This window comes from Corynebacterium sp. HMSC05D03, assembly GCF_001807205.1.
Taxonomy (GTDB): Bacteria; Actinomycetota; Actinomycetes; order Mycobacteriales; family Mycobacteriaceae; genus Corynebacterium; species Corynebacterium aurimucosum.
Genome location: NZ_KV788191.1, coordinates 33,158 through 59,873 on the forward strand (window position 1 = coordinate 33,158; position 26,716 = coordinate 59,873).

22 protein-coding genes are annotated in these 26,716 nt (G+C 60.0%); 4 read left to right on the forward strand and 18 right to left on the reverse strand.

Going from position 1 to position 26,716, the window contains the following annotated elements; all coding sequences use genetic code 11:
• Positions 1-127: 127 nt before the first annotated feature.
• The 6 genes from serA to HMPREF3147_RS11165 form a co-directional block, all read right to left on the reverse strand.
• Positions 128-1,714, reverse strand: coding sequence for a phosphoglycerate dehydrogenase (gene serA, locus HMPREF3147_RS11140; RefSeq protein ID WP_070447626.1), 1,587 nt, complete (start codon positions 1,712-1,714; stop codon positions 128-130).
• Positions 1,715-1,758: 44 nt separating this feature from the next.
• Positions 1,759-2,619: a hypothetical protein gene (locus tag HMPREF3147_RS11145; RefSeq protein ID WP_070447689.1), complete on the reverse strand. Its 861-nt coding sequence runs from the start codon at positions 2,617-2,619 to the stop codon at positions 1,759-1,761.
• A gap of 52 nt (positions 2,620-2,671) precedes the next feature.
• Positions 2,672-4,465: a GmrSD restriction endonuclease domain-containing protein gene (locus HMPREF3147_RS11150; RefSeq protein WP_070447629.1), complete on the reverse strand. Its 1,794-nt coding sequence runs from the start codon at positions 4,463-4,465 to the stop codon at positions 2,672-2,674.
• Between the two features lie 118 nt (positions 4,466-4,583).
• Positions 4,584-5,597, reverse strand: coding sequence for a ketol-acid reductoisomerase (gene ilvC, locus HMPREF3147_RS11155; protein ID WP_010186905.1), 1,014 nt, complete (start codon positions 5,595-5,597; stop codon positions 4,584-4,586).
• A 111-nt stretch (positions 5,598-5,708) separates the two neighbouring features.
• Positions 5,709-6,224 carry an acetolactate synthase small subunit gene (ilvN, locus tag HMPREF3147_RS11160; RefSeq protein ID WP_010186907.1) on the reverse strand — a complete coding sequence of 172 codons (516 nt, stop codon included), beginning with the start codon at positions 6,222-6,224 and terminating at the stop codon, positions 5,709-5,711.
• A gap of 5 nt (positions 6,225-6,229) precedes the next feature.
• Positions 6,230-8,050 carry an acetolactate synthase large subunit gene (locus tag HMPREF3147_RS11165; RefSeq protein ID WP_070447632.1) on the reverse strand — a complete coding sequence of 607 codons (1,821 nt, stop codon included), beginning with the start codon at positions 8,048-8,050 and terminating at the stop codon, positions 6,230-6,232.
• A gap of 315 nt (positions 8,051-8,365) precedes the next feature.
• On the opposite strand from HMPREF3147_RS11165, the gene HMPREF3147_RS11170 reads away from it, so the two are divergent.
• Positions 8,366-8,899 carry a PH domain-containing protein gene (locus tag HMPREF3147_RS11170; RefSeq protein ID WP_010186912.1) on the forward strand — a complete coding sequence of 178 codons (534 nt, stop codon included), beginning with the start codon at positions 8,366-8,368 and terminating at the stop codon, positions 8,897-8,899.
• A 2-nt stretch (positions 8,900-8,901) separates the two neighbouring features.
• Positions 8,902-10,755: a dihydroxy-acid dehydratase gene (gene ilvD, locus HMPREF3147_RS11175; RefSeq protein ID WP_070447634.1), complete on the forward strand. Its 1,854-nt coding sequence runs from the start codon at positions 8,902-8,904 to the stop codon at positions 10,753-10,755.
• Here the strand turns inward: ilvD and HMPREF3147_RS11180 are convergent.
• The 6 genes from HMPREF3147_RS11180 to HMPREF3147_RS11205 all read right to left on the reverse strand — a co-directional run bounded on the left by HMPREF3147_RS11180 (position 10,689) and on the right by HMPREF3147_RS11205 (position 16,991).
• Complete coding sequence (locus HMPREF3147_RS11180) at positions 10,689-11,936, reverse strand: glycosyltransferase family 87 protein (RefSeq protein WP_070447637.1); 1,248 nt, start codon at positions 11,934-11,936, stop codon at positions 10,689-10,691. The genes ilvD and HMPREF3147_RS11180 overlap by 67 nt on opposite strands.
• Complete coding sequence (locus tag HMPREF3147_RS11185) at positions 11,899-14,106, reverse strand: acyltransferase family protein (RefSeq protein WP_070447639.1); 2,208 nt, start codon at positions 14,104-14,106, stop codon at positions 11,899-11,901. Before HMPREF3147_RS11185 ends, HMPREF3147_RS11180 begins: the two co-directional genes overlap by 38 nt.
• An 88-nt stretch (positions 14,107-14,194) precedes the next feature.
• Positions 14,195-14,509: a transcriptional regulator gene (locus HMPREF3147_RS11190; RefSeq protein ID WP_070447642.1), complete on the reverse strand. Its 315-nt coding sequence runs from the start codon at positions 14,507-14,509 to the stop codon at positions 14,195-14,197.
• Positions 14,506-14,943: a hypothetical protein gene (locus HMPREF3147_RS11195; RefSeq protein WP_070447645.1), complete on the reverse strand. Its 438-nt coding sequence runs from the start codon at positions 14,941-14,943 to the stop codon at positions 14,506-14,508. The genes HMPREF3147_RS11190 and HMPREF3147_RS11195 overlap by 4 nt, the downstream gene beginning before the upstream one ends.
• Before the next feature lie 133 nt (positions 14,944-15,076).
• The gene (locus tag HMPREF3147_RS11200; RefSeq protein WP_070447648.1) at positions 15,077-16,078 is read right to left on the reverse strand and encodes a DoxX family protein; all 1,002 of its coding nucleotides are present in this window, start codon (positions 16,076-16,078) and stop codon (positions 15,077-15,079) included.
• Between the two features lie 28 nt (positions 16,079-16,106).
• A complete protein-coding gene (locus HMPREF3147_RS11205; protein ID WP_070447651.1) occupies positions 16,107-16,991 on the reverse strand; it encodes a LysR family transcriptional regulator ArgP in 885 nt (294 codons plus the stop codon).
• Positions 16,992-17,061: 70 nt separating this feature from the next.
• On the opposite strand from HMPREF3147_RS11205, the gene HMPREF3147_RS11210 reads away from it, so the two are divergent.
• On the forward strand, positions 17,062-17,751 hold the full coding sequence (locus HMPREF3147_RS11210; protein ID WP_070447653.1) for a LysE/ArgO family amino acid transporter: 690 nt from the start codon (positions 17,062-17,064) through the stop codon (positions 17,749-17,751).
• Here the strand turns inward: HMPREF3147_RS11210 and HMPREF3147_RS11215 are convergent.
• The 6 genes from HMPREF3147_RS11215 to HMPREF3147_RS11240 form a co-directional block, all read right to left on the reverse strand.
• Positions 17,748-19,172: a YkvI family membrane protein gene (locus tag HMPREF3147_RS11215; protein ID WP_070447657.1), complete on the reverse strand. Its 1,425-nt coding sequence runs from the start codon at positions 19,170-19,172 to the stop codon at positions 17,748-17,750. The genes HMPREF3147_RS11210 and HMPREF3147_RS11215 overlap by 4 nt on opposite strands.
• A gap of 185 nt (positions 19,173-19,357) precedes the next feature.
• Positions 19,358-20,413, reverse strand: coding sequence for an NAD(P)-dependent alcohol dehydrogenase (locus HMPREF3147_RS11220; RefSeq protein ID WP_070447660.1), 1,056 nt, complete (start codon positions 20,411-20,413; stop codon positions 19,358-19,360).
• A 55-nt stretch (positions 20,414-20,468) separates the two neighbouring features.
• Positions 20,469-21,974, reverse strand: coding sequence for an Asp-tRNA(Asn)/Glu-tRNA(Gln) amidotransferase subunit GatB (gene gatB, locus HMPREF3147_RS11225; RefSeq protein WP_070447664.1), 1,506 nt, complete (start codon positions 21,972-21,974; stop codon positions 20,469-20,471).
• 43 nt (positions 21,975-22,017) lie between these two features.
• Positions 22,018-23,616 carry an aspartate:alanine exchanger family transporter gene (locus HMPREF3147_RS11230; RefSeq protein WP_070447667.1) on the reverse strand — a complete coding sequence of 533 codons (1,599 nt, stop codon included), beginning with the start codon at positions 23,614-23,616 and terminating at the stop codon, positions 22,018-22,020.
• A 37-nt stretch (positions 23,617-23,653) separates the two neighbouring features.
• Positions 23,654-24,685: an ATP-dependent 6-phosphofructokinase gene (locus HMPREF3147_RS11235; protein ID WP_070447671.1), complete on the reverse strand. Its 1,032-nt coding sequence runs from the start codon at positions 24,683-24,685 to the stop codon at positions 23,654-23,656.
• Between the two features lie 22 nt (positions 24,686-24,707).
• Positions 24,708-26,084, reverse strand: coding sequence for an MFS transporter (locus HMPREF3147_RS11240; RefSeq protein ID WP_070447674.1), 1,377 nt, complete (start codon positions 26,082-26,084; stop codon positions 24,708-24,710).
• A gap of 48 nt (positions 26,085-26,132) precedes the next feature.
• Here HMPREF3147_RS11240 and HMPREF3147_RS11245 point away from each other — a divergent pair, with 48 nt between their 5' ends.
• The gene (locus HMPREF3147_RS11245) at positions 26,133-26,456 is read left to right on the forward strand and encodes a hypothetical protein (RefSeq protein WP_070447677.1); all 324 of its coding nucleotides are present in this window, start codon (positions 26,133-26,135) and stop codon (positions 26,454-26,456) included.
• Positions 26,457-26,716 lie beyond the last annotated feature (260 nt).

Here is a 26,716-nt window from a genome sequence, read left to right on the forward strand (position 1 = left end):
TTCCTTTCTCACATATTGGATACATGTGAGCGTACCACTCTCCACACTTCGGCGACGGAGAAACCCCCGTGAAGAACCACGGTGGATCCTTCACGGGGGCTGTTGCGAAACAGCTTAGCGCTGTGGGCTATGCGTCCAAGTCGAGCTGGCGGCAGGTAGCACCCAGCGCCGCGTTGATGTCCTCGACCAGCTCCTCCGGCACCTCACGTTCGACGCGCAGGATGAGCACAGCATCGGAGGCTTCCTTACCCTGGGTCAGGGCGGCAGCCACGATGTTGATTCCAGCAGCGCCCAGCTTGGTGCCCACGGTTCCCAGGGCACCCGGGGCATCCTTGTAGGAGAAGAAGAGGTTGCGGCCGGTAGCGCGCATGTCGACGCCGCGGCCGTTGATGCGGACAATCTTCTCCACACCATCGATACCAGTCAAGGCACCGGTGAGCTGGGAAACCAGACCGTTCGGGCCGATGACCTTCACGCGCACCGAAGAGCGGTGGCCCTTCGACTCCACGTTGGTCTTAACATCCACGGTCACGCCGCGGCTTTCGGCGATCTTCATGGCGTTGACAAAAGTAACGGTTTCCGAAACCACGCCGGAGAACACGCCGCGAACGGCAGACAAACCAAGCGCTGAGACTTCTTCATTGGCCAGCTCACCACACGCCTCCACCTCGATGGCGACGGGCGCTGCACCCAGGAGGTTTCCGGCAACGAGACCAAGCTTCCGCGTCAGATCCAGCCAACCGGATACCTCCTCGCCGACCTTGCCGCCTTCAACATTGACAGCGTCGGCCACGAACTCACCGGCCAGCGCCTTCAACACGGATGCGGCGACGTCGGTACCCGCACGGTCCTGCGCCTCTACCGTGGAAGCACCAAGGTGCGGAGACACGGTTACCTGCGGCAGCTCGAAGAGTGGGGAGTCGGTGCAGGGCTCGGAAGCATACACGTCGAAGCCCGCGCCGCGGTGGTGGCCCGACTTGATGGACTCTGCCAGCGCTGCCTCATCAACCAAGCCACCGCGGGCGGCGTTGATAATAATCTGACCCTTCTTGGCCTTAGCCAAGAGCTCAGCATCAAACATGCCGGCGGTCTCCGGCGTCTTAGGCAGGTGAATGGTCACGAAATCAGAGCGGGACATGAGATCCTCAAGGCTCACCAGCTCTACACCCAGCGCTGCTGCGCGAGCCGGGTTGGCATAAGGGTCATAGGCAATGACGGTGGTTTCAAAAGCCAGCAAACGCTGTGCGAAGAGCTGGCCGATGTGGCCGAAGCCGACGATGCCGATGGTCTTGCCATAGATCTCGACGCCCTTGAAGGAGGAACGCTTCCACTCCCCCTGACGCAGAGACTGATCTGCTGCCGGCACCTGGCGGGCGGTGGCTAGAAGCAGTGCGATGGCCTGCTCACACGCGGAGTGAATGTTGGAGGTCGGCGCGTTGACAACCATGACGCCGCGCTCGGTGGCAGCGGGGATATCAACATTGTCCAAACCGACACCAGCGCGGCCCACAATCTTGAGGTTCTCCGCAGCGGCCAGCACCTCCGCATCCACAGTCGTGGCGGAGCGGACGAGGAGGGCGTCAGCCTCCGGCACCGCGGCGAGCAGCTCCGCACGATTTGGACCATCTACCCAGCGGACCTCGACGGTGTCCCCGAGAGCATCGACGGTGGATTCTGCAAGCTTATCGGCGATAAGAACGACCGGCTTCGACATAACTTCCTTTACTAGTCAGAATTGGAGATGCCGAGAAGTGTAGTTTATTCTTTCCAGCCCTGAGTGATTTTATGCGTGAATTCTGTCACTGAACCGAATTCCGGACCAAGGGCCACGATCGGCCCGTCTGATAGTCCAGCTGTAATCGCCGCGCCGGCCTTCGTCGCCGTCGGATCCGGGTCCTCCATCACGAACACCGTACCGCCATATGCGGTGGCATTCACCACATTGGCTAAGGGGCTATCTTTCGTCGCCACTATTACCGGTGCCATCTGCGCATCACGGCGCGCTTGCGCGGGAATCGCCGGCATCTTCTCCTTGGTAAGATGCTGCGGCAGCGGCTCCCACGCGGCCTTGAGCTCCGTTTTCGTAGAGGAATCCAAGCGCGCGATGTTATCAACCATGCGCTCACGGTTCATCACTACTTTGGAATCAAAACGAAAAGCGGTGTACTCCCCCAACGCCTTGGTGTTTCCTGGGTCGTGGATGACCTCGAGTTGCCCGCTCTGGCTAGCCCACGGGACGTTGCCGATAACGAGGATTCGGTCAACATCAAGGTCATTGAGCAGTTGTGAAATCTGCGGGCGAATCGAATCGTCGTAGGTCACCATGGGAACGCGCTGCGACACGCTCAACGTCGCTGCGCGCAAGGCCGCAGCATCCGTCTCCTCGGCGAGGATCAGCGAATTGCTCTCCTTGAAAAATAAACGTGCCGAATCGATTCCCCAACGGTCCCCAACAACGGTGACTTCATCGGCGAATTGCGGATCAATGAGCCGCAGGCGGTTTTCCTCGCTCGCGCGAGCCAGATCAATCTCAGACTCAGGGAGAGCGGTGATGTCTTGAGTCAAGAGGGGCTCACCGCGCCCCAGCGATGAGCACCCTACGGCTCCCAGAGCGGTCATGCCCAGCAGTAGCGCCGCGGAGGCGGCCTTTAGCCCACGTAGAAATGGAACCTTAACGAGCAAAGGCCTGCGGCCCCTCCTCGCCACCAGAGAGATTCGCCTCGTCCACGTCACGCACTACCTTTTTGTTCAGCGCGTATTCAACGATGCCAACGAAGCGCTCGCGGCGGTCAGCAAAGAACTGGTGCACAGTCTTTGCAGTCAGCAGCTCTGGTTCCAGTTCGTGGGAGGCCAGCACGCTATCGAACTCAGCATCCTCCATGATCGATTTCGACTGCACGCGCGGCAGGTAGCGCTCGGGCGAATGCCCATCGATGACAACTTCGGTGCGTTTGCCCATCGGAGTGCGGTTCAGCACGGAGTTTGCCAGCACGCCGCTGACGCCGTGGCGCTCGCACCAGCGAAGTGGGAAGACGGGGAAGAAGCCCGGCTGCAGCTCCTCAAAGCTATGGCGGCTAAACGGACGGCCCGTACGCCAGTCCTTTGCGCCACGAGCCATGAGCAGGGCGTACAGGCCGTGCCACACTCCGTCGTGCTCTCCTACCGACAACAGGCGGGACTCGCGGAAGGAGGCATCACGGACGGTCTTCGGAACATCCTCGGTGTCGCCTGCAACCCATGCGGTGACCTCGTCGACATCGCGTGCGGCACGTAGCTTCACGGCCGACGAGCCGTAGAGCTCACCAAAGACGCCGCTCCAGAACCACTGGTTGAGGCGGTCCCAGGATTCCTGGCTCGACAGCACGCCCTTCTTCTCCGCCAGACGTGCCAAGATCACCGCCAGCGGAATGATCTGCTCGGAATAGGGCACCTGCTCCAAAGATAGGATGCAGCGCTCAGCTAAGAATTCAGCCACCTCACGGAAAGTAATCACTAGGGTTTGCGAAGCCTTGCGGTACTCCGACAACGAGAGCTGCAGGATATCCTCGCGCTGGCCGCCAGCGTTGCCCTTCTCCCCCGACACCAGCAAAGACACTGCCGACAAGAACTCATTACGGCCAATGCCGTCGAGCGCTCGGAAGGCACGCAGCTGCTTCTCGACGGCCGCCCAATCCTCCGCCAGGTGAAAGTCCGGGTCCTCGGAGGCAAAGACTGCGGTGAGGAGATCGAAGACATCCATCTGCAAACCAGCCGAGTTCACCTGCGCGAAGATGGAGCCAATACCAGCGCTCGCAGTCTCACGAGAAAGACGGATCATCGGCACAGTGTAGCCGGACAGGGGGCGCAGAATCCGGTTGTTGAAGGCAGCAACAACATCGCGATTGGCGCCGTCATTAGCTGCCGCGAGCTCGAAGAGCATGCTAGTGCCCTCCTCGCTCAGGAGCGCGGAGACGGGAATGCAGCATGCTTCCACGGCGGCCTCACGGCTGTTCAAAGAAGACTCGAGCTCTGGCGCGAAGTGGGAGCGCAGTTCGCCGTGCTGGTTGACGGCGAAGACGGCCTCATCCGGCATGATGTCCTCGGAGGTCGCCTTATGCAAGTCTACAAAGTACTTGCGGGAAACCTTCTTGGAACGAAAATCAGTGGTATCGACAAAACCCTCGCCACGGAAGCAGTGGTACAGAGTGGTCAACCTCTGCTGACCATCGAGCAGAAGCAGACCGGGGTTTACCCCGGTATTGGGCGCACCTGCGAGCGGCCGCGGCCGAAAGCGCATAGCCTCGTTGCGGGTATCCAAGGCCATAAATGCGCCGAGCGGGTAGCCGCGCAGGACAGTGACGATCAACGATCGGATGCGGTCCTCGTCCCAAGAATAGGAGCGCTGGAAATCGGGAAGCTGAATATCACCGCGATCGATGCGGGCGAAGAGGTCATTAAGGTCATAGCTTGGCGTAGAGAAACCCATGGCCTCAACCCTACTCTCGGATGTGGGAATGTGCCCGTTTGTGCGAGAACATCACAAAACAAAAGATTCCCGTTGACCACTGCACACAGGCCAACGGGAATCTTCAGATAAACGCGGTTTAGGCAGTTGCGTCCAGCGGATTCTTTACCCAGCTCATGAGATCGCGCAGCTGGGAGCCAGTCTGCTCGATCGGGTGGGAATTCACCTTGGCGCGCAGATCCTCGAGCTCCTTGTTGCCACCCTCAACGTTGGCAACGAGGCGCTTGACAAAGGTGCCGTCCTGAATATCGGTCAGGACATCCTTCATACGCTCCTTCACGGAAGCGTCGATGACGCGCGGTCCAGAAAGGTAGCCGCCAAACTCCGCGGTGTCAGAACAGGAGTAGTTCATGTTCTTGATGCCACCCTCAACGATGAGATCAACAATGAGCTTCAGCTCGTGGCAGACCTCAAAGTAGGCCATCTCTGGCTCGTAGCCAGCCTCGGTAAGGACCTCGAAGCCGTTCATGATCAGGTACTCCACGCCGCCACACAGGACAGCCTGCTCACCAAAGAGGTCGGTCTCAGTCTCATCCTTGAAGGTGGTCGGGATAACGCCGGCGCGGGCACCGCCGATGGCTGCGGCGTAGGACAGAGTCAGTTCGCGTCCCTCGCCCTTCGGATCCTGCTCGGTAGCAATCAGGCAAGGAACGCCCTTTCCGTCAACGAACTGGCGGCGAACCAAGTGGCCCGGCCCCTTCGGAGCGACCATACCGATGGTGATGTTCTCTGCCGGCTTGATCAGACCGAAGTGGATGTTGAGGCCGTGGCCGAAGAACAGTGCGTTGCCGTCCTCCAGATTCGGCTCAATGTCCTCGGTGAAGATAGCAGCCTGAGAGGTATCCGGAGCCAGCAGCATGATGACATCAGCCCACTTGGCAGCCTCAGCATTGGTGAGAACCTTGAAGCCAGCCTCCTCTGCCTTCTCGCGAGACTTGGAGCCTTCGCGCAAGCCGATGGCGACCTCAACGCCGGAGTCACGCAGGTTCATTGCGTGGGCGTGGCCCTGGGAGCCGTAGCCAATGATGGCAACCTTGCGGCCCTGGATGATGGTCAGGTCTGCATCAGAATCGTACAGAGTCTCAATAGCCATGTTTAATGTTCCTTTTCTCTTTGGGTTCGTGAGCACTACGCATCCAGTAGTAACTCTGCCTATTAAATTTGTATCACACGTTGGGACGGTCCGCCCACATTGTGAGATTTTTTATTTGCTCGGTGCCATCGCCTTCGGGCCACGCCCCAGCGCGACGTTTCCGGACTGCACCAGTTCGCGGATGCCGAAGGGCTCGAGGACGTCGAGAAGCGCCTGCAGCTTGCCGGGCGTGCCGGTGGCCTCCACCACCACGGACTCCGGCGATACATCCACGATGCGAGCACGGAAGATGTTCACCGCGTCGACCACCTGGGGGCGGTTCGAGTTATCCGCAGCCACCTTGACCAGCATGATGGCGCGGGCAATGGTGTTTTCCTCTTCCAGCTCCACCACCTTGAGCACCGGAACAATCTTGTTGAGCTGCTTCGTCACCTGCTCGATGACAACCTCGGAGGCGTCCACAACGATGGTCAGGCGGTTGATTCCCTCGGTTTCAGTCCGCGCGGAGACCAGCGAGATGAGGTTATAACCACGGCGGGTGAACATACCGGTCACACGGGAAATGATGCCCTCAATATCCTGGACGCGCACGGACAGGATGTGGCGAGTGATATCGTCTTTAGCCATTACTCTTAGGCCTCCTCGAGGGATTCGTGGATGTCGGCCGGTTCCTCGGCCGCGGACTCATTTTCATCAAACAGCGGGCGCAGACCAAGGGCGTATTGGATTTCCTCATTGGAGGCGCCGCCGCCAATCATCGGCCACACCTGGGCGTCTTGGCCCACAATGAAGTCGATGACCACTGGGCGGTCATTGATTGAGCGCGCTCGTTCAATCGCCAGGCCAATCTCTTCCACGGTGGTGACGCGAATAGATTCGCAGCCCAAGGCCTCGCTGAGTTTGACGAAGTCCGGGACGTACTCATCGTGCTCACGCAACTTAGTATGGGAGTACTTGTTCTCATAGAAGAGCGTCTGCCACTGGCGCACCATGCCCAAGTTGCCGTTGTTGATGACAGCCACCTTGATGGGGAACCCTTCCACCGCAGCGGTGGTGAGCTCCTGGTTAGTCATCTGGAAGCAGCCATCACCGTCAATTGCCCAGACTTCACGCTCCGGGCAGGCAGCCTTGGCGCCGAGCGCTGCGGGCACTGCGTAGCCCATCGTGCCGGCGCCACCGGAGTTGATCCAGCTTCGTGGGTGCTCGAAATCAAGGAACTGGGCCGACCACATCTGGTGCTGGCCCACACCCGCGCAGTAGATCGCCTCCGGGCCCACGATTGCGCTGAGTTGCTGAATAACCTCTTGCGGATTGAGCAGGCCGTCTGCTGTCGGCTCGAAACCGCGCGGGAAGCGGCTCTGCAGGTCTCCCAGGTACTCCATCCACGGGCCAATTCGCGGGGCATCCAGCTCCGCATCATTGGCATAAGCCTTTGTCAGGCGCAGAAGCACCTCGCGGGCATCGCCCACGATGGGGACAGCTACCTCACGGATCTTGCCAATCTCGGCCGGGTCGATATCTGCGTGAATAACCTCGGCATGGGGAGCGAAGGTGTCGGTATCACCGGTCACGCGGTCATCGAAGCGCGCGCCCACGGCGATAATGAGGTCAGCGCGCTGGAGCGCGGCGACGGCCGGTACCGTTCCGTGCATGCCGGGCATACCCATGTGTTGCGGGTGGTTATCCGGAAAAGCACCGAGCGCCATGAGGGTGGTCACCACCGGGATGCCGGTCAGCTCAGCAAACTCGCGCAGCTCGCGGGAGGCACCTGCCTTGATGACGCCGCCACCGACATAGAGCACCGGACGCTCTGCGCGAGCAATGCGCTGAACAGCCTGCGTAATCTGGCGCGGGTGCGGGGTCGTGGTGGGTTTATAACCCGGCAGGTCCGGCATCACAGGGCCGGAGTACTCCATCAGGGCGTTCTGGACATCCTTCGGGATATCCACGAGAACTGGGCCCGGCCGTCCGGTGGAAGCCAGGTGGAAGGCGGCAGCAATAGCCCCCGGGATGTCCTCTGCCTTGGTGACGATGAAGTTATGCTTCGTAATCGGCATGGTCACACCGCGGATATCAGCCTCTTGGAAGGCGTCGGTGCCCAACAACGAACTGCCGACCTGTCCGGTAATAGCCACGACGGGCACGGAGTCCAGGTTTGCATCCGCCAGCGGGGTCACCAGGTTGGTGGCACCTGGACCGGAGGTAGCAATCATGACGCCGACCTTTCCGGATGCCTGCGCATAGCCTTCTGCTGCATGGCCAGCTCCCTGCTCGTGGCGGGTGAGCACGTGGCGCAGCTTCGTGGATTCAAACAGGGCGTCGTACAGCGGAAGCACGGCGCCGCCCGGAATGCCGAAGACCAGCTCGGTGCCCAAATCTTCGAGGGTACGGACAATGGCGTGTGCGCCCGTGATGCGCTCGGGCGCCCGCTGTGGCGGTGTGGAAGCTGTCACGGTTGGTGTGCTCCTTTAGTGGGGGTGGATATCGGAGAGATCATCCAACGAATAACGCCCCCGTCTTTCCTTCCTGGGTGTGAAGGTAACGGGGGCGCATGCTGGTCGACGTCACTAGCGGACTCGCTACGGCTCGCGCCGCCCGGGTACTACTACGAGGTGAAGTCGAATAATGATCATGGGATAAACTGTACACTGATAGAAACGCCACCGCAGGCCTTTACCCCCATTTTTGGGATTTATTTCTCATTTAGCGAGATTCCACAGGTGGGGCGGTTCGCCACCGCGCCATATTGTCAATTACGATGACCCACTATGACGTCCTCACACCCGCAGAACGCATCTTCTCGCGCCGAACACCCCACGGCCGAAACGTTCAAGCCCACTCGCGAACACCTCCTCGGCATCGGCATCCTCGCCGCCATCGCTTTCCTCAGCATTGGCTGGGCCCCGAAGTACCTCTTCTGGATTCTCATCTTCCCCGTGCTGGCCATCTGGTGGGTCCTGCGGGCCCGCACCACCGTGGACAGCACGGGCATCCACATCACCTATGGCTTCCGCGGCCCCAAGCACATCGAGTGGAAAGACTTCCAAGGAATCGGTTTCCAGCGCTCGAAAGCCTATGCCCGCACCACGAAGGGCGATAACTTCAACCTGCCGGGAGTGACTTTCAACTCCCTCCCCCGCCTCGCTGCCGCTTCCAATGGGCGCATCCCCGACGCCCTGAGCGCTGGCCGTGACGCCGCCGATGACAAGGTGGTCATCGTCCACCGCGATGGCCAACAGATCCTCCTCACCAAGGAGGAATACGCCGAGTACCTCGAGAAACACCCCGAACTGAAGGATTAACCATGTACCCTCTCCGCTCTAAAGTCACCACCGTTGGCCGCCAGGCATCCGGTGCCCGCGCACTGTGGCGCGCTACCGGCTCCAAGGAGAGTGACTTTGGCAAGCCGATCGTCGCCATCGCCAACTCCTTTACCCAGTTCGTCCCCGGCCACGTCCACCTCAAAAACGTCGGCGACATCGTGGCCGATGCCGTCCGCGAAGCCGGCGGCGTGCCGAAGGAGTTCAACACCATTGCTGTTGACGACGGCATCGCCATGGGCCACAGCGGCATGCTCTACTCCCTGCCTTCGCGGGAGATCATCTCCGATTCCATCGAGTACATGGTCAATGCCCACACTGCCGACGCCCTGGTGTGCATTTCGAACTGCGACAAGATCACCCCGGGTATGTTGAATGCTGCACTGCGCCTCAACATTCCCACCATCTTCGTCTCCGGCGGCCCGATGGAAGCCGGCAAGGCCGTCGTCGTTGACGGCGTGGCGCATGCACCGACGGATCTGATTACGGCGATCACGGCCTCGGCCAGCGATGCCGTCTCCGACGAGGGCTTGACCCGCGTGGAGGAATCCGCCTGCCCTACCTGTGGTTCCTGCTCCGGCATGTTCACCGCCAACTCCATGAACTGCCTCACCGAGGCGCTCGGCTTGGCCCTGCCGGGCAATGGCACCACGCTGGCTACCCACAGCGCCCGCCGAGATCTCTTCGAGCAAGCTGGCCGCACCATCGTGGAGATGTGCCGACGCTACTACGGCGAAGAAGACGACGCCGTTCTCCCGCGCTCCATCGCCACCAAGGAAGCCTTCAGCAATGCCATGGCTCTGGATATGGCTATGGGTGGTTCCACCAACACCATCCTCCACACGCTGGCCGCCGCACAGGAGGGCGAGGTGGACTTCACCCTCGAGGACATCAACGAGATCTCCTACCGCGTACCGTGCCTGTCCAAGGTGGCCCCCAACGGCACTTACCACATCGAAGACGTGCACCGCGCCGGCGGCATCCCCGCCATCTTGGGCGAGCTGCGCCGCGCCGGCCACGTGAACCTCAAGGTCCACACCGCCCTCTACGACAACGCCGAGGAGTGGCTCGATGATTGGGATATCCGCGGCGGCAAGGCCACGGAAGCCGCTCTCGAGCTTTTCCACGCCGCACCCGGCGGTGTACGCACCACCGAGCCATTTAGCCAGTCCAACCGTTGGGATGAGCTGGATACTGACGCTGCCAATGGCTGTATCCACGACGCCGAGCACGCTTTTTCCTCGGACGGTGGCCTGGTCGTCCTGCGCGGCAACCTCGCCCCCAACGGGGCCATCGTCAAGGCCGCCGGCGTGGAGGAAGAGCTGTGGACCTTCACTGGCCCGGCCCGCGTGGTGGAGTCCCAGGAGGAGGCCGTGTCCATCATCCTCAAGAAAGAGGTCCAGCCGGGCGATGTCATCGTCATTCGCTACGAGGGGCCCGCAGGTGGTCCCGGCATGCAGGAGATGCTGCACCCGACTTCCTTCCTCAAGGGTTCCGGTTTGGGCAAGGCCTGCGCTTTGATTACAGATGGCCGTTTCTCCGGCGGCACTTCCGGCCTTTCCATCGGCCACATCTCTCCCGAGGCAGCCCACGGCGGCCTCATCGGCCTAGTGGAAAACGGTGACCCCATCACCATCAACATCCGCGAGCGCCAGCTCTCCCTCGACGTCGACGAGGAAGTTCTCGAACGCCGCCGCGCCACTGAGGAGCAGCGCGAGAAGCCCTGGACCCCGAAGCACCGCAACCGCCCGGTCACCAAGGCCCTGCGCGCCTACGCCAACATGGCCACGTCCGCTGACCGTGGTGCGGTGCGCGTGGTGGATGGCCACGTCCAGTAGGCCATCCCGGCCATAATGAGCGGCAGTGCCACCCAGGCCAAGGACGAGCGCCAACGGATAACTGCCTCCACTGGTGCCCACAGGTTTTCGGGACCCGCCGCGCTGGACACGAGGCACCACCAGATCAGCGCGATGAGCCACGTACGGGTTGGGCTTCCGGCGATCACTACCGTTGCGACCAGCGGTAGCAACCAGATGCAGTAGTAGCCCTGCATCAGCCCCGTGGTCATAAGCACCCCCGCAAAAAGAACCCCCAGCGAGCAGTACACCCACACCACTGGCTGCTCGCTCTTATAACGCCACAGCGCTACTAAGGATAGAGCGACCACAACGAGGAAAGCCACGGTTGCGCCCGTGATGGCAGCCTCAGACCAGCCAAGCTGCCTGCCCACCCCCTCAATGGAGCCATTGTTGTAGTCGCGTGCCTGTCCCAAATATGGCAGGAGGCGATCAACGTAGTCCTGTGGACGAGCCATGGTGAGCCACCCAGCGAGAAAAACTACCGCCATGAACACGCCGGCCACGACCAACACCGTTATGTGTCCAGACAACAATGAAACCACAGCCAGCGCGAGGAACTGGGGCTTGATGGTCATGGCCACCCCCAGGATGATTCCAGCCGCAACCGCCACCCAGGACTTCAATGAAGCACGCCAACCGCGACGCAGCATCTTGATGGTCAACAGCGCAAAAAGAACCTGCAGCAAGAAAAGAAAGCCATTGATATTGGTTAGACTCAGCGTGCTGCGCACCGGCTCATTGAAGGTGCACGCAACGATAACCAGCACGGCGAACACCTGCCCCCTATAACGCGCGGCAACGGAGGCCGCAAGCAGCCACAGCGCAGTGAAGATGGACACCGCGCCTAGCCACATCATGATAGTACGTGCGATGTCCCGGCCGGGCAGCCAGCCGATTGGTCCGAGAAGAAAAGTTGCCCCCGGTGAGTACAGGTAGTGGGGATCGAGCGTGGAGTAGTCCTCATCGTAGACCGGCTGTCCATGGACATACTTGTCAACGGCGTTCCAAATGGGATCAAAATCAGATCCCGTGGTCCCGGCTGGGGACCACACTACGGCAGCAAATACCATAACGCCAGCAACGAAATAGAGCACCCGGACGGCCGGAACACGCCAATCAGGGTCAGAGGCCGGGGGAAGTAGGTTCTTCAACAAGTTCATCGCTAGGTAGCGTACCACCGTACATTTGGCGCTCTAGCCCGTCACTCAACATGGCGGCGAATGTGTTGGTGAGATGCGAAGAATCGCGGTAAACCATCACGTTGCCGATCACGCCAGGGCAACGCTCTGGACCACACATGGCGTTTGTCAGGTCAAGGTGAGTGACATCCAACCCAGCCAGTGCGCTCACGGCAGGGTTCTCAGCCAACAGTGAGTCGTCTCGCTCCACGCCGCAATCAAGCAGGGGATCGCCTGCAACGTATCCACCCGCAGCCACGCAGTCACGCACATCTAAGGGGCCTGCCGAGGTGTGCGGCCAGGGCGTGTCGCGCAAACCCCACACTCGCATGCCCGCACTGTTGAGGCGTTCGACCACCGTGCGGAGTCCCTCGGGAGTCTGCTCGGGCCCCATGGTTCCTGGCGCTGGCTGGGTAGAAATGAGAAAGGTGCCTTCCGTAGCTGGATTGGCCTCCATGTATTCCAAAGCAGCCTCGGTCCAGGCGGCGCACTCCGGGTAGTCGTGTCCGTCGGAGCGCTTAGGCTCACCGCCTGGGAAGCAGCCCATCTTCAGCAGCGGAACAATTCGAATCCCCTGGTCACGACCCACGATATCCAAGGTCGTCAATATATGGTCCGCATGTGAATTTCCAAACAGGTACATCGTACGAGCGGATTCCAGGTCACCGTATGCGCACGGTATATCCTCAGTGTTTCGCTGATGCGTCAGAATCGGCTCTTCATGTTCAAAAAGTGCCGTGCAGCCATCGGCGTGCGAGGCCGGGTAGAAAGACTCAATAGGGTTGAGAGCATTCGGCACCGGGTCACGCGGCGGCACCTCAACACCGTTTAGGAGAGCATCGGGGCCGGGATAGTCAATAGTGTCGCTCTCGCTAATGCTCGCGGTTGAATCCGAAACCGCAGGAGGCTGCGCCCACGCGGCCAGTGCTATAGCTGAGACGGTTAGCGCCGCGATACCTGCCGTCGCACCCTTTTCTACACCGACTAACCTCCCTGGCGCCCAAGAGCGCTCTCCGGGTTTAGTTTTCTGCCGAGTCGGCACCTCCACGTAGCTCAGCGTGAGCCAGGCAAGCACCACCGAGAGGGCAATGACGCCGGCACCCGCCGCAAGTCCACGGGTAGTGCCAACAGCAGCGAGAATGCCCATACCATCGCGGTTGGACTCTCCCCCACTGAGTAGATAGGTAACCAACACCAACAATGGCCAGTGCCACAAGTAAAGACTGTAAGAAATTCGACCTAAGAATTGGAATGGTGCGGTGGTCAGAAGCCGACCGAGACGCGAGGAAGGTCCCGCGACGATAATGAGAGCCGCGCCCGCAAGCGGCATCAGCGTCGCAGGGCCGGGGAACTGCTGGGCGCCGTCCATGACTACTCCGGTGGCCAGGATGAGCGCTAGGCCAACAAGACTCCAGTCAGTCTTCCGATGACCGGCCCCAGCAGTTCCAGACATGCGGTGGGTTCCCGGTTGTGTCAGCCACAGCCCCAGCAGCCCGCCGAGGCCAATCTCCCAGAAACGGCTGAGCGGTGAGTAATAATTTGTACCTTGGTCAACACCATGCAGATACATCGCGTAAAGGAAGCTGGCCAGCGTAGCAATGCCGAGCCCCCAAGGGGCCATGTTTATACCACTGACCTGGGCCTTACCTTCACGGCGTCCACAGAGCCGGTACACACCTGCACACAGGAAGATGACCAGTAGGGATCCTAGATAGATTTGCAGCTGGGCTGACATGGACCACAGGTGTTGATACGTACTCACATCTTGACCAATGGCAGCGTAGTCCTGTCCGGCAGCCGATAAAGCGAAGTTTTGGACATAGGCTAACGAGCTCAGCGCTTCTCGGCCTTCTCTTCCCCACCGCGTCGGGGGAAAGACTATTAGGGCTAGGGCCAGCGTGACAGTGACCGTAACCACGAGCGCCGGAAAGAGTCGACGCAGCATCCTGATAACCACTTGGACTGGGGTTAGCCCCCGAGGGTTGAGGGCGTTGCGAATTTGGGGCCCGAAAAAGAAAACACCGCCGATGAGCAGGAAGACATCCACGCCCGCTGAGACCTTGCCCACGAAGACGTGGAAGAACACGACCAGCGCGATGGCCAAGCCGCGCAGGCCGTCAATGTCTGTACGATACGTCGATGATTTCGCCATAGCCCCTAAATCCTAGGACATTCGGGCTCTAAAACCGTCATCGGCATGATGCGTCGGAACGCTGATGCCTTGTGAACTGTGCCCGCGATCAATCTCCGGCCAAAGCCTTAAGCGCCGCCAAATGACCATCGAAAGCTGTTTTACCTTCCTCCGTCAGAGCGACCCATACCGAATCTTTAGCGCGGCTGGTGCCGTACTCGCGGAAGCGCGTGACGTAGCCAGCTTTCTCTAATGCACCAAGCTGCTTGGACAGGGAGGCGTCGGAAAGCTCCGTGCGGTCACGCAACATAGCGAACTTCATCTCACGGTTTACTTCCCCACCCTGCGTGGCACCGAAAGCATTGAGTGTGGCGCAAATCTTAAAGCGATTGAGCGGGTGAATTACCGGATCGAGCCCATTCATCGCGGCATCCTATCCAGCGCACCCGTGTGCAACGTCCAAAAGACCGCCAAGCTGCACAGCACACCTGCGATGCACGAGGCAATAACGTGCCCTTCAACAAAAGGATTGAACAGTGCCGGCAGAATCATGAAACCCAAACCCGCAAAATACCGCCAGGTGACACTCCGTGACGCATGCGGATCCACCTTCTGGCGCATCGAATCCCTCACCCCCGTGCGATAAAAGAAGGCGAGACTCACCAAGAGCGCGAGTACAAGAAGCAGTCCACCAACAAGAACGAGAGGATGGACGTCATCCTTGATCCACATGTAGGCAAACCACGCACCGTACACCACCGCTGCGAGCAGGCTCAACCAGATGGGCGGCCGCTTGGCTGCGGCCAGCCGTTGTTGCTCCTCAAATGCGAGTGCGTCCCGAACATCCTGATCAGACAAAACTAAAGCTCCCCTCCTGCGGCACCAAAGTCATTGTTTTCCATTACAGAAAACAACTTACTTTACGCAATGGAAAACAACAAGAGCTTGTATATAGCTGCAGGCTGGGAGCGTAGAAACGCGCTAACAACGCCTAGTTTATCGGGTTAACGCCAGCGCCAAACCACCAGATAGCGACCAGCGCGGCCACGCCAATGACGACGAAAATCCAGGACGTTGCCAGCGGGCGGCGAGTCCAGGAGCGATTGAAGTCCAAGGAGATGAATCCCGGGCCGGTGAACTGCAGGGCCACCGCGATAACGAAGAGGACGAGACCCAGCCAGACACTCTCATTCCACGCGAAGACATCCAACCCGGCACCGGAGGCGTTGAGGCCGTGGATAGCGGAGAAGCCCGTGACGATAAGGCCGAACATAGCGGCCAGCGGTGTCACCAGGCCGAGAAGCAGGAAGGCTCCGGCAATGAGCTGAACAGTCGGCACACCGATGGCCAAGGCTGCAGCCATGGTGTACTCGCCGAACTCCTTCTCCAAGCCGGACAGCCCCTCGTTACCGCCGAGCTTAAAGAAGGTCGAAGCACCCGCCACGAGCAGGTAAACGCTGAGCGCTAGGCGCACGAAGAGCAGACCGAAGTCGATGGTGCCGCGACGTGCCGGCTCCGGCTTCTCCTCCACCGCTGCTGCCTCGGAGTCCACGGCGGGGTCGGCAACAGCAACCGTGCTTGGTACCTCTTCATAGCTCTCAGTTGCCACAGGTTCAGTTGTGGTATCAGCGGCAGCGGTTGCCGATACCGGCATAGCAGTTGTCTCCGCTTCGGACTCTGTCGTCGCCTCAGCGCGCGGGAAGGCGGTGGTCTCGGTTTCTGCTGCAGCACTGTCGAAAGACAGGGAGCCACGGGAGGCGCTCTCAAAGGTTTCGGTCTTGGCTTCAGGCTCTGCTTCAACGGCAGGCTCCTCGGCCTTCTTGGGCCTAATCACTTGCGGCTCGGCACGTCCGGGACGCTGGAAGAGGCTGCTCTTCTGCGGCTTATCGGTAGCTTCTTCTTTAGACGTGCTGTCCTTCACGGAGTCTTTCCCCGTGTAGGTCGGAATATCGTCATCAAAGTCGGTGGCTTTATCAGGAGTTTTATCGCTCATACCTCCAACTTAAGGCAGCACAGCCCCCTTATGGTGCATCTTTATCGGCGCGGCGCGAAGCTAAAACTGCACGGCCTGCATCTAAGACATCCGCCGTGAGGTCCGCAAGCAACTCCGACTCCAACCGCCAGCGCTGCCAGTAGAGGTCAATGTCAAGCGGGAAGTCGTCGAGAAGCACCAGCTCCCCGGTCTCCAGCAAGGGCTGTGCCTGCAGGCGCGGCACTAAGCCCCATCCCAGGCCATAGCGCACTGCTTCGACATAACTCTCCGAAGAAGGAATCTGGGACACCCGCGCACGCAGAACATGGGAATCAATGAAGCGCTCGCGCATGGCGTCATCCAAGGTGGCGTCGTTCGGACCGAAGCCCACGATGGGCAGGGTCTCCCAGTCCTCGAAAGTCTCCGCCAGAGCGGGCGCGGCGACGGCAAAGTAGCGCATGGTACCGAGGCACGTGGATTCACAACCTGAGACCGGGGTTTGCTCGCGCGTAACCGCGCCCAGCACATCACCCCGGCGCAACATGGCGAGTGTACGGGCTTCATCTTCGATGCGGATGCGCAGCGCCGCCTCACCGCGCTCGGCGGTGCTCTGGATTACAGGGCGGAACCACGTGGCCAGGGAATCCGAGTTGATAGCAACGGTGAGTGGAACGCGGGACAGGCGCTCGGTCAGCCGCGCATCCGCCTCAGCTTGGACCAGCGCCATGCGCCGTGCTGCTTGGGCGACGATCTCCCCTGCTTCAGTCACGGTGACCGGAGTGCCGCGGCGCAGAAGGATGCGGCCGGTCGAAACTTCCAGCGCTTTGATGCGCTGACTGACGGCCGAAGGAGTGATTCCCAACACAGCCGCAGCCCCCTCGAAGGATCCTTCATCGATGATGGCCAGCAACGTTTCGGTATGGAGCGGATTCATGAAGCTATATTAAACCAGCTGTAGAACATTTAACTAGACTTCATATGGCGCTATGCGCAGACTAGAAGCCATGTCAGTATTGCTTGCAGGATTTGCGCTAGGTCTATCCCTCATCATCGCCATCGGACCGCAGAATGCCTACATCATCAAGATGGGCATTAAACGCGATCATGTCGGGCCCATCCTGTTGGCATGCTTGCTTTCCGACGTCATCCTCATCACCGGCGGCACCGCCGGAGTCGGCGTCCTCGTCGAGCGCTTCCCCACCGCGCTCGTCGTGGTCAAGTATTTAGGCGCGGCCTACCTCATCTACTTTGGGTTCACGTGCTTCCGCGACGCGTTTAAGAAGGAACAGGACTCACTGGTCATTGAGGAAACCGCACCAGTGGCGCAGGTCGTTGAAGACAACTCGGGCAATTCGGGAGCTTCAGGAACCTCCGTACTCACCAAAATTCGCCCCCGCGTGCGCTCGAATTCCTGGGTCAAGCCGGTCCTCGGTGCGTTGGCGCTGACCTGGCTCAATCCCTTGGCCTACGTCGACGCGCTGGTCATGCTGGGCTCCATTGCGAACCAATATGGCGACCAGCGCTGGGTCTTCGCAGGCGGCGCGATTTTGGCCAGCTCCGTCTGGTTCCCCTCCCTGGGCTTTGGTGCCTGGAAACTTTCCCACGTGCTGGCCAAGCCGACGACGTGGCGCGTAGTCAACATCGTCATCGGCTGTGTCATGCTTGCGCTGACGGCAAAGCTCCTGCTCTTCTAATCTTTCTTTGATTCTTCTGGGAGCTCTTCGTCTTCGGCAGGGTCTCCCACCGCGCCGGTCTCCTCGACCCAGGCCTTAATTTCTTCGTCGCTGCGGTCCTGCTCCACGCCCTCGCGCTCAGTGTAGTAGGAGTGATCGTTGCGGTTTTCCTCCCAGCCTTCCCTGTCGAAGTCTAGGTCTTCATCCGAATCCAATTCATCGACGACATCGGAGACAAGATCCTCGAAGAGGGCTTCATCATCCATGTTGGAATCAGCGATCTGCTGGCCGATCTCGTCGTCGTAACGAGCTGCGTCGTACTCCGAATCGGGGTGCAGCTTGAGGTGCAACAGGGCGCGGATGCGCTCACGGCGCAGCCCCTCGTCCTTGATCTTGCCCAGGGAGCGCAGCCAGCCAATAACCAGGATGGCCACGAGGACGATGCCCATGTAACCCAGTACTGGGTAGACATACTGCATCAGTGCCTTGAAACCGGCAAAGGACACGGCGAAGCCAGCGAGGCAGCCTACGATGAAGATGATGCGGTACTTCGATTCCTTGCCAGAGGACAAACGCTTACCCAGCGCGTAAAACATACCGATGGCCGTGTTGAAAATCATCAGGTAAATGATGATGGCCATAATGACGCCGAGTGTTGGGTGGATATTGTCTACCAGGGTCAGCATCGGAATATCGGAATCGCCCACGCTCTCTGCGTTCATGAGCAGCGAGAAACCGGCGATGGCCATGAGTACCGCGTAAACCGCGCCGCCCACGATGCCGCCGACGCCCGCCTCGCGCGGGCTGATATTATCGCCGCCGATCACCAGGGACATCGATACAGCCAGGATGAGGGCTAGGCCGTTGTAGTTCAGCGCGGAGATAAGCCAGTGCGGGATTGGGGATTCAATCGCTTCGGATGCAGTAATTGCAGCGTCGACACTGTCCGGCATATGCAGCAGTGTATAAGCGCCGGCGAAGAGCACCGCGATGATGATGGTCGGCGTAAGAAGGCCAATGACCTGGGAAACCTTATCAACATCGAACATGCCCGTGATCAGAACCAGGACGAGCATGAGCAAGGAACCAACCCAGGCAGGCCAGCCGAACTGTTGCTGCATGTTGGAACCGGCACCGGCCAGCATGACAAAGCCCACCGCAAAGAGCGTAAGGATCACTGCGACATCCAGAATGCGCGAAATGATCGGGTGGGTGATGTTCCGAAACACTTGGTTGTGCTCGCTGGCGTGGAAATAGCTTCCCAGCTGGAGGAAGACCGTGCCGGCGAGGGTCATGACTAGGCCGGCGACCAAAATTCCCCACATGCCAGGAATACCGAAGGACGTAAAGTACTGGACGACTTCCTGCCCCGTGGCAAAGCCCGCACCAACGAGCAAGCCAATAAAGGACAAAGCGAGGCCCATAACGTTTTTATAAGACACGTTTTCCTATCTGCTTTCTATTTTCTTCTTCTTATGCTTAATGACTAGTGCATAAAAACGCGCCATACTTTGACATAAGTATGACGGTACATAGTCTCTACCTTACGCCACGCTGATAGGAAAACATGTGTGCGGCTGTAGAGAGCTTGCTCCAACAACCGCTAAAGCATGAGACGGCTCACCTCTTAGTGCTCAGCGAACGTCGCTGTGTCAATGACGAAACGGAACTTCACATCACCCGCCACGACTCGCTCGTAGGCGGCATCAACCTCGTCGACGCCCACCTTCTCGATCACCGCGCCCAAGCCGTGCTCAGCACAAAAGTCCAGCATCTCCTGGGTTTCCGCGATGCCGCCGATATTGTTACCCGTGAGCACCTTGCCGCCGCCGACTAAGCGGTTGAGGCGCAGTGGTAAGGCCTCTGGCGGCAGACCCACCACCGACATGATGCCGCGGGGTTTGAGCATCCGCAGGTAGTCCTCGAGGCTGTACTCTGCGGAAATGGTCGAGAGAATAAAATCGAACTCCCCGCGATGCTTCCTGAAGAAGTCCTCTTTTTCGGTGGTGGCCAAGGTACGGCTCGCTCCAAGCTCTGCAGCTTCTTCAGCCTTGCGAGAAGTGCGCGAGATGACCGTGACATCCGCGCCCTTCGCGGCAGCGATCTGCACGCCCATGTGCCCCAGGCCGCCCAGGCCTACGACGGCCACCTTTTGACCTTCCTTCACATCCCAGCGTGCCAACGGAGAGTACGTGGTGATACCGGCGCAGAGCAGGGGTGCTGCTACGTCGAAGTCGAGTGCATCGGGGATGCGCAAAACGAAGTCTTGGTTCACCACGATTTTTTCGGCGTAGCCGCCTTGGGTGATGGTGTCATCAACGTCGGTGGAATTATAGGTCCCCACGCCACCATTGAGGCAGTTTTGCTCCATTCCGGCTTGGCACTGTTCACATTCGCCGCAGGAGTTCACCAGACAGCCCACGCCGACGCGGTCCCCCACCTTAAATTTGGTGACCTCCTCCCCCACGGCGGAGACCACACCAGCGATCTCATGGCCGACGGTCAGCGGAAAATGCGCTTCGCCCCACTCGTTGCGGATGGTGTGGATATCCGAGTGGCAGATTCCTGCGGCCTTAATGTCGATGACGACGTCATCGGCGCGCGGCTCGCGGCGCTGGATGATCACGACCTCGAAGGGCTCGTTCGGGCCGGTCTTCTGCAGGGCTTTGGTAGAAATAGTCATGGCGACCACGGTACCCCGCAGCCGCCTGACCTCGCCTAATGGAAATCTCTACCGGCTAGGAGAGCTTCTTCGCAATCAGCTTGTTGACCTGTCCCGGGTCAGCCTTACCTTGGGTGGCCTTCATGACCGCGCCCACGATAGCGCCGGTGACCTTCTTATTGCCGGCCTTGTATTTCTCCACGATGTCCGGGTTAGCGGCCAGGGCATCGTCGACGGCCTTCTCAATCGCACCATCATCGCGCACGACCTCGAGCCCGCGCTTGGCGACGACCTCGTCGACATCACCCTCACCGGCCAGCACACCGTCGACCGCCTGACGGGCCAGCTTGGTGGTCAGCTTGCCTTCCTTAACCAACTCGACAACGCGAGCAACCTGCGCCGGGGTGATGTCGAGAGCACTCAGCTCAACGCCGGCCTCATTGGCCTTACCAGTCAGGTAAGAAACCCACCAGGAGCGCGCCTCATCCGGGGTGGTTCCGGCTTCCACGGTTTCGATGATGAGATCAAGCGCGCCAGCGTTGACCAGGTCACGCATCTCCTCGTCCTTGAGGCCCCACTCCTCTTGGATACGGGCGCGGCGAATCCACGGCATCTCCGGCAGGGTCTGGCGGATTTCTTCGACCCACTCGCGGGAAACAATCACCGGAGGCAGATCCGGGTCATTGAAGTAGCGGTAGTCCTCCGCAGTCTCCTTCGGGCGGCCCTTCGAGGTGGAGCCATCGGTTTCCTGGTAGTGGCGGGTTTCCTGGATGATCTCGCCACCGTCGACAAGCACCTGCGCCTGGCGCTGCATCTCAAAGCGCACGGCCTGCTCGACCGAGCGCAAGGAGTTGATGTTCTTGGTTTCGGTACGGGTGCCGAACTCCTCCTGGCCCACCGGGCGCAGCGAGACGTTGGAGTCAACGCGCATCGAGCCCTGATCCATGCGGGCATCAGAAACGCCGAGAGCGGCGACGAGCTCACGCAGCGCCGTCACGTAGGCGCGCGCTACCTCAGGGGCACGCTCACCAGCACCCATGATTGGCTTGGTCACAATCTCAATGAGGGGAATGCCCGCGCGGTTACAATCCACCAGCGAAGAGGTTGCGCCGTGGATACGGCCATCGGCGCCACCCAAGTGGGTGAGCTTGCCGGTGTCCTCCTCCATGTGGGCACGTTCAATCTCTACGCGCCACTCGGTGCCGTCGTCGAGGACGACGTCGAGGTAGCCGTCGTAGGCAATCGGCTCATCGTACTGGGAAATCTGGTAGTTCTTCGGCTGGTCCGGGTAGAAGTAATTTTTGCGGGCAAAGCGCGAAGACTCCGCAATCTTGCAGTTCAGCGCCAGGCCAATCTTGATGGCGCCTTCCACGCCCTTGGAGTTCACTACGGGCAAAGCGCCTGGCAGGCCCAGCGACACCGGGTCCACGTTGGAGTTGGGGGCTGCGTTGAAGTTCGTGGGTGAGGTGGAGAACATCTTGGTCTCCGTATTGAGCTCCACGTGAACTTCCATGCCCATAACGGGATCGAACTTTTCAAGGACCTCATCATAGTCCATCAGGTCATACATCGCAGCAGTCATGCGTGCCATCTTAGTATGTCAGCGCGACACCGTGCGCAACCGCCTAACCCAACAAGGTGATGCCGTGGGTAATGAGAATTTTGGCAATCATCGCCGCCGGATAGACCATGGCATAGCCCAAAGAAACTCGCTGGTCAGTATTGGTGCGGTTGTTAACGAAAGCCAACACCGCCGGCTGCGTTTGTGCGCCAGCCATGGCCCCCGCGGTCTTTGTAGCACCAACGTGCAGGAAACGCCGCATCACAAAGGCGAACCCGGTGGCCACCAGCGTGGTGATGATTGCGCCGAGCAGGAGAATTTTCCACCACGAACCACCCGTAAAGGCGCCGGCAATCTCCCCACCCGCATTCGTTCCGGCCTGCGCCAGGAAGAGCAGCAGGCCTAACTCGGAAAGAATCGTGTTGGCCGAGTGCGGCAGTGCGGTGACCGTGTTGCCGATGCGCCCGATGCGCGCCATGATCAGCGCCACGATGAGGACGCCCGCGGCAGCGCCGAGGCTAAAGGAAGAACCTCCCGGTAGAGGGATCTCGAGGTGGCCCACGAAAACCCCGAGAGCCATGCCTAGGCCGAGGGAGACCGGGTTGATATCCGTCAGGCCTTGGGAGGAATCACCGAGAAAAGCAGAAATCTCCCGCAGAGACTTCTTTGAACCGACGACGCGCACGCGGTCCCCCAGCTCTACGATGTGTTCGGGGATTGCGACCTGGTCGTTATCGGCCCGGCGAACACGCGAGATTCGTGCGCCCCAACGATCCGCCAATTGGTTATTCAGCTCCGCGATGGTCAGACCGGCCAAGTTGTGCTCCGACACAGTGATGCGGCGAAAATCTAGCTCGTGGCGGTCATCGTTGAGAATCTGTGGCGACTCACGCCCAGCGTCCTCAATAATGTTGTCGAGGTCCTCGGGGGCGCCGACAAGCGTGACGACATCCCCCGGGTGTAGCACATCAAAAAACTTCGGCAGGACGATCACGTTGCTGCCTACTCGGCGTAAACGGGTGACCTGCACTTCCCCATTGCCAATGTCCGCGAGCTCTGCAACGGAGGTCTCGCGCAGAATCTGCATGTGCTGGCGCGTGACGGGTGACAGGGTGTCGTCGTCATTACCGGCGTCGCGAAGCACCAGCACAGTCGCCGCGAGCATACCGATGACGCCAAACAGATAAGACACCGCATAACCCACCGTTGCTGAGCCCGGATCGCCCGTAGCCTCCGAGGCCGCCGCCAAAGCAGGGGTATTTGTCACCGCGCCAGCGAAGGTACCGGCGATAGTGGCACTCGACAACCCAAAGACATAGGTCCCCAGCCCCCAAGCAGCGAGGGCGGCGACGATAAAGACCGCGATCATGGAAAGCACGGGGCCAGTCGCAGTTTTCAGCGACTTGAAGAAGGACACGCCGGAGTTGTTGCCAATGCCAAAGGCAAAGAGCACCAAGCCAAACATACCCAAAATGGGAGGAACGGAAGCTTCGACGCCGACGGCGGAGGCAGCGGCCGAGAAAGCGATGCCCAAGAAGAGCACGGCTGCCGCGCCCAAGCTGATGCCCCGTGTCTTAATACCGCCGAGGGCCATGCCGAGGCCAATCAGCAGGAACACCAAGAGAACCGGCTGATCAGCCAGGAAAGCTAATACGCTTGTCATAATTCCTTTATTAACTAAGGGTGAGCCCTAGTGGTGTTTAACCAAAGAGGGCTTGAGCGTTGGCATAACGCTTGGCAGGAACCACCTTCAGCTTGCCCACGGCCTCCTCGAGCGGCACGAGGTCGATGTTTTCGCCGTGCAAGGCCACGCACATTCCGGACTGTCCATTGTGCGCGGCGCGGGCAGCATGGGTGCCATAACGGGTTGCCAGCACGCGGTCATAGGCAGTTGGCGTACCACCACGCTGGATGTGGCCGAGGACGGTAGTGCGCACGTCGTAGCCGGTGCGCTTCTTGATCTCATCACCGATGACCTGGCCAATTCCGTTGAAGGTCTGGTGGCCGAACTGGTCCACGCCGCCTTCTTCGAAGTCCATGGTGCCTTCCTTGGGCAGAGCGCCCTCAGCAACGCAGACGATGCCGTACTTCTCACCCATCTGGAAGCGGCGCTCCATTGCCTTGGTGATATCTGCGATATCGAATGGAACCTCAGGGATCACCGTGTAGTGCGCACCACCAGCCATGCCAGCATGCAGTGCGATCCAACCGACGTGGCGGCCCATGACCTCCACGATGAGGATGCGGTCGTGGGATTCAGCGGTGGTGTGGAGGCGATCGATCGCATCGGTTGCGACGGAGACTGCGGTGTCGAAACCGAAGGTGTAGTCCGTTGCATTGACGTCATTGTCAATGGTCTTCGGCACGCCGACGACTGGAATGCCATTATCAGACAGCCACTTGGCGCCCTTCAGCGTTCCCTCACCGCCAATGGCGATGAGCGCATCGACCTCCGCATCAGCCATGTTGGCCTTGATGGTGTCCAGCCCAGCCTTGAACTTATCTGGGTGGAGGCGGCCGGTGCCAAGGATGGTTCCGCCGCGCAGAAGGATGCGGTCGATCTCAGCGTCGTCATAAAGGTCTCGGCGACGGTCTTCCATGAGACCAACCCAGCCGTCCTCGTAGCCGACGACCGTATCGCCGAACTCGTTGGATGCGGTGCGAACGACCGCGCGGATAACAGCATTCAGACCGGGGCAATCACCACCGGATGTCAGTACAGCAAGACGCATGACATCCAATCTACTCGCTTCCCTATAGGCTCGCAGTTTCCGCTACCGCATGCAGGGTGTCGCGGAAGAAGAGCGAAGCCACACACCCCGCCGATAGCATCGCAACGATGACCACGAGGGAATCCGCGGCCCCCGCTACCTGCATAACCGCGGAAACAGCGGCCACGCCGATGACCGAACCCACCTGCCGAGAAGTGTTATAGACGCCGGATGCAGCACCCATGAGATCTGCGTCAATATCGCGCATCGTCGTCGCGGCGTTGGAACCCCAGATGAAGGACTGCCCCGCCCCCAGCGCCGCGCAGGGCAGGCACAACCACCAGGCCGACACTTCGGCGTACATGAGGAACCACAGCGCGAGGAAGGTTGCAATCAGGATGCCGAATCCCGCGACCGCCAGACGCCGTGGGTGCAGCTTATCCGCCAGAATGCCCGCCAAGGGCGACACGCACAGAGAGACCAGCGCCATAGGTGTAACGATGAGCCCGGCATCCCGCGCCGACATGTCCTGCTCGACCTGCAGCCACATCATGATTGGAATCATCATCGACGCCGCCATAAAGCCCATGGACACGATGGCCACTGAACCTGCGGAGTAGTTGCGGTCATTAAACAGCACGAGGGGGACGAGCGCCGCCTTCCCCCGCGATGATTGCAAGCGCACGAAGATGTAGATGCCCACCACACCAGCAAGGAGCAGGGCCCAAATCCACCACGGCCAGCCCGTCTCTGGGCCCTGCTGCACTGCGAACACAAAGCACGTTAACGCGATAAACGACGCCCCCACCGACACAAAGTCAATCTTCCCCGTCGCCGTCGGCAAGGAAGGAACCCACAGACCGGATAAGACGATTGCAGCGACGACGAAAGGTATATGGATCCAAAACACCGCCTGCCACCCGAAGGCGGCGACAACGAAGCCACCCAAGAGCGGTCCGGCAAGCGTGGCCAAAGACCCAACCACTCCCCAAACGCCGAGCGCACGGCCGCGCCGCTCGCGGGCAAAGATACGGTTGATGACGGCCATAGTCTGCGGCATTTGAATCGACGCGCCGAAACCTTGCAGGGCTCTTGCTGCGATAAGAAACTCCACCGAGGGCGCTAGCGCGCACAGCAGCGCGCCGATACCAAAGAGCCCGACGCCCAACTGGAACATGTTCTTCTGACCGTAAATATCGCCGAGGCGGCCGGTAAACAACAGCGGCACGACCACGGCGAGCAGATAGATCGCGGAGACCCACAGCACCTGGTTGACGTCGGCGTTGAACTCGCGGCGGACGTCGGGAAGCGCAACGGCAATCATCGATTGGTCGAGCAACGACATGAAGAAGCCCAGTGACAGCGCGGCCATGGCGAGCCAAGCCTGCTTTTCCGAGGTCGGGGTTGCTGCGAGTTTCATGGAGCGAAGTCTAGCCACAACGCGCTCACACAGCCTAAACTGAGGCACATGGGAATGATTGATATCAAGAAACCGCAGGATGTATCAACGGCGGCGACCGTCACGCTAGGCCTTATCGGCGGGTGGCTCACCGCCCGGGAGACAGGCATTCGCCCGCTTGGCGGCGTGGTGCTTGCCGCCGCTGGCGTCTGGGCGGGCCGCAGCTGGTGGGCGAAAACGAACCCAGCCACTACCGCTGGCTTGGCAGCTCTATACACCGGCGCTTTCGGCCTCTCCCACCCGCTGGCTAAGAAGATGGGCTCCTGGCCGGCCGTGCTGACCGTCACCGCCGCAAGTGCCGGCGCTGCCTACGCGCTTTCCGACGCCCAGTAGACCCCCACCCACGCCCCTTCGCGCTGCCCTTGACGGCCGGAGGGGCGTTTCACGTTTCACAAAAGCGCCGCCACCCACATCCGTTAAGTATCGAATATCTAGGCGAAATGCTCAGCCGCTACCCCCGTTTATAGTGACGACTTGACGGGAATTCACCACTAGCTATAGCCATGTGTGGCGGTGGCCGCTAGGATTATGTTTAGAACACTTCTTCTAACTCATGTTGATCTCGGGGGAGATACCATGACCACCACTGCTAC

What these genes read in the sequence shown, in the direction of transcription:
- ilvN (WP_010186907.1), bottom strand. Translation starts at nt 6,224, where the DNA reads ATGGCTAAAGACGATATCACTCGCCACATCCTGTCCGTGCGCGTCCAG.
- HMPREF3147_RS11240 (WP_070447674.1), bottom strand. Translation starts at nt 26,084, where the DNA reads ATGAAACTCGCAGCAACCCCGACCTCGGAAAAGCAGGCTTGGCTCGCC.
- ilvD (WP_070447634.1), top strand. Translation starts at nt 8,902, where the DNA reads ATGTACCCTCTCCGCTCTAAAGTCACCACCGTTGGCCGCCAGGCATCC.
- HMPREF3147_RS11145 (WP_070447689.1), bottom strand. Translation starts at nt 2,619, where the DNA reads ATGACCGCTCTGGGAGCCGTAGGGTGCTCATCGCTGGGGCGCGGTGAG.
- HMPREF3147_RS11220 (WP_070447660.1), bottom strand. Translation starts at nt 20,413, where the DNA reads ATGACTATTTCTACCAAAGCCCTGCAGAAGACCGGCCCGAACGAGCCC.
- HMPREF3147_RS11180 (WP_070447637.1), bottom strand. Translation starts at nt 11,936, where the DNA reads ATGAACTTGTTGAAGAACCTACTTCCCCCGGCCTCTGACCCTGATTGG.
- HMPREF3147_RS11230 (WP_070447667.1), bottom strand. Translation starts at nt 23,616, where the DNA reads ATGACAAGCGTATTAGCTTTCCTGGCTGATCAGCCGGTTCTCTTGGTG.
- HMPREF3147_RS11245 (WP_070447677.1), top strand. Translation starts at nt 26,133, where the DNA reads ATGGGAATGATTGATATCAAGAAACCGCAGGATGTATCAACGGCGGCG.
- HMPREF3147_RS11150 (WP_070447629.1), bottom strand. Translation starts at nt 4,465, where the DNA reads ATGGGTTTCTCTACGCCAAGCTATGACCTTAATGACCTCTTCGCCCGC.
- gatB (WP_070447664.1), bottom strand. Translation starts at nt 21,974, where the DNA reads ATGACTGCTGCGATGTATGACCTGATGGACTATGATGAGGTCCTTGAA.
- HMPREF3147_RS11185 (WP_070447639.1), bottom strand. Translation starts at nt 14,106, where the DNA reads ATGGCGAAATCATCGACGTATCGTACAGACATTGACGGCCTGCGCGGC.
- ilvC (WP_010186905.1), bottom strand. Translation starts at nt 5,597, where the DNA reads ATGGCTATTGAGACTCTGTACGATTCTGATGCAGACCTGACCATCATC.
- HMPREF3147_RS11210 (WP_070447653.1), top strand. Translation starts at nt 17,062, where the DNA reads ATGTCAGTATTGCTTGCAGGATTTGCGCTAGGTCTATCCCTCATCATC.
- HMPREF3147_RS11205 (WP_070447651.1), bottom strand. Translation starts at nt 16,991, where the DNA reads ATGAATCCGCTCCATACCGAAACGTTGCTGGCCATCATCGATGAAGGA.
- HMPREF3147_RS11170 (WP_010186912.1), top strand. Translation starts at nt 8,366, where the DNA reads ATGACGTCCTCACACCCGCAGAACGCATCTTCTCGCGCCGAACACCCC.
- HMPREF3147_RS11200 (WP_070447648.1), bottom strand. Translation starts at nt 16,078, where the DNA reads ATGAGCGATAAAACTCCTGATAAAGCCACCGACTTTGATGACGATATT.
- HMPREF3147_RS11235 (WP_070447671.1), bottom strand. Translation starts at nt 24,685, where the DNA reads ATGCGTCTTGCTGTACTGACATCCGGTGGTGATTGCCCCGGTCTGAAT.
- HMPREF3147_RS11190 (WP_070447642.1), bottom strand. Translation starts at nt 14,509, where the DNA reads ATGAATGGGCTCGATCCGGTAATTCACCCGCTCAATCGCTTTAAGATT.
- serA (WP_070447626.1), bottom strand. Translation starts at nt 1,714, where the DNA reads ATGTCGAAGCCGGTCGTTCTTATCGCCGATAAGCTTGCAGAATCCACC.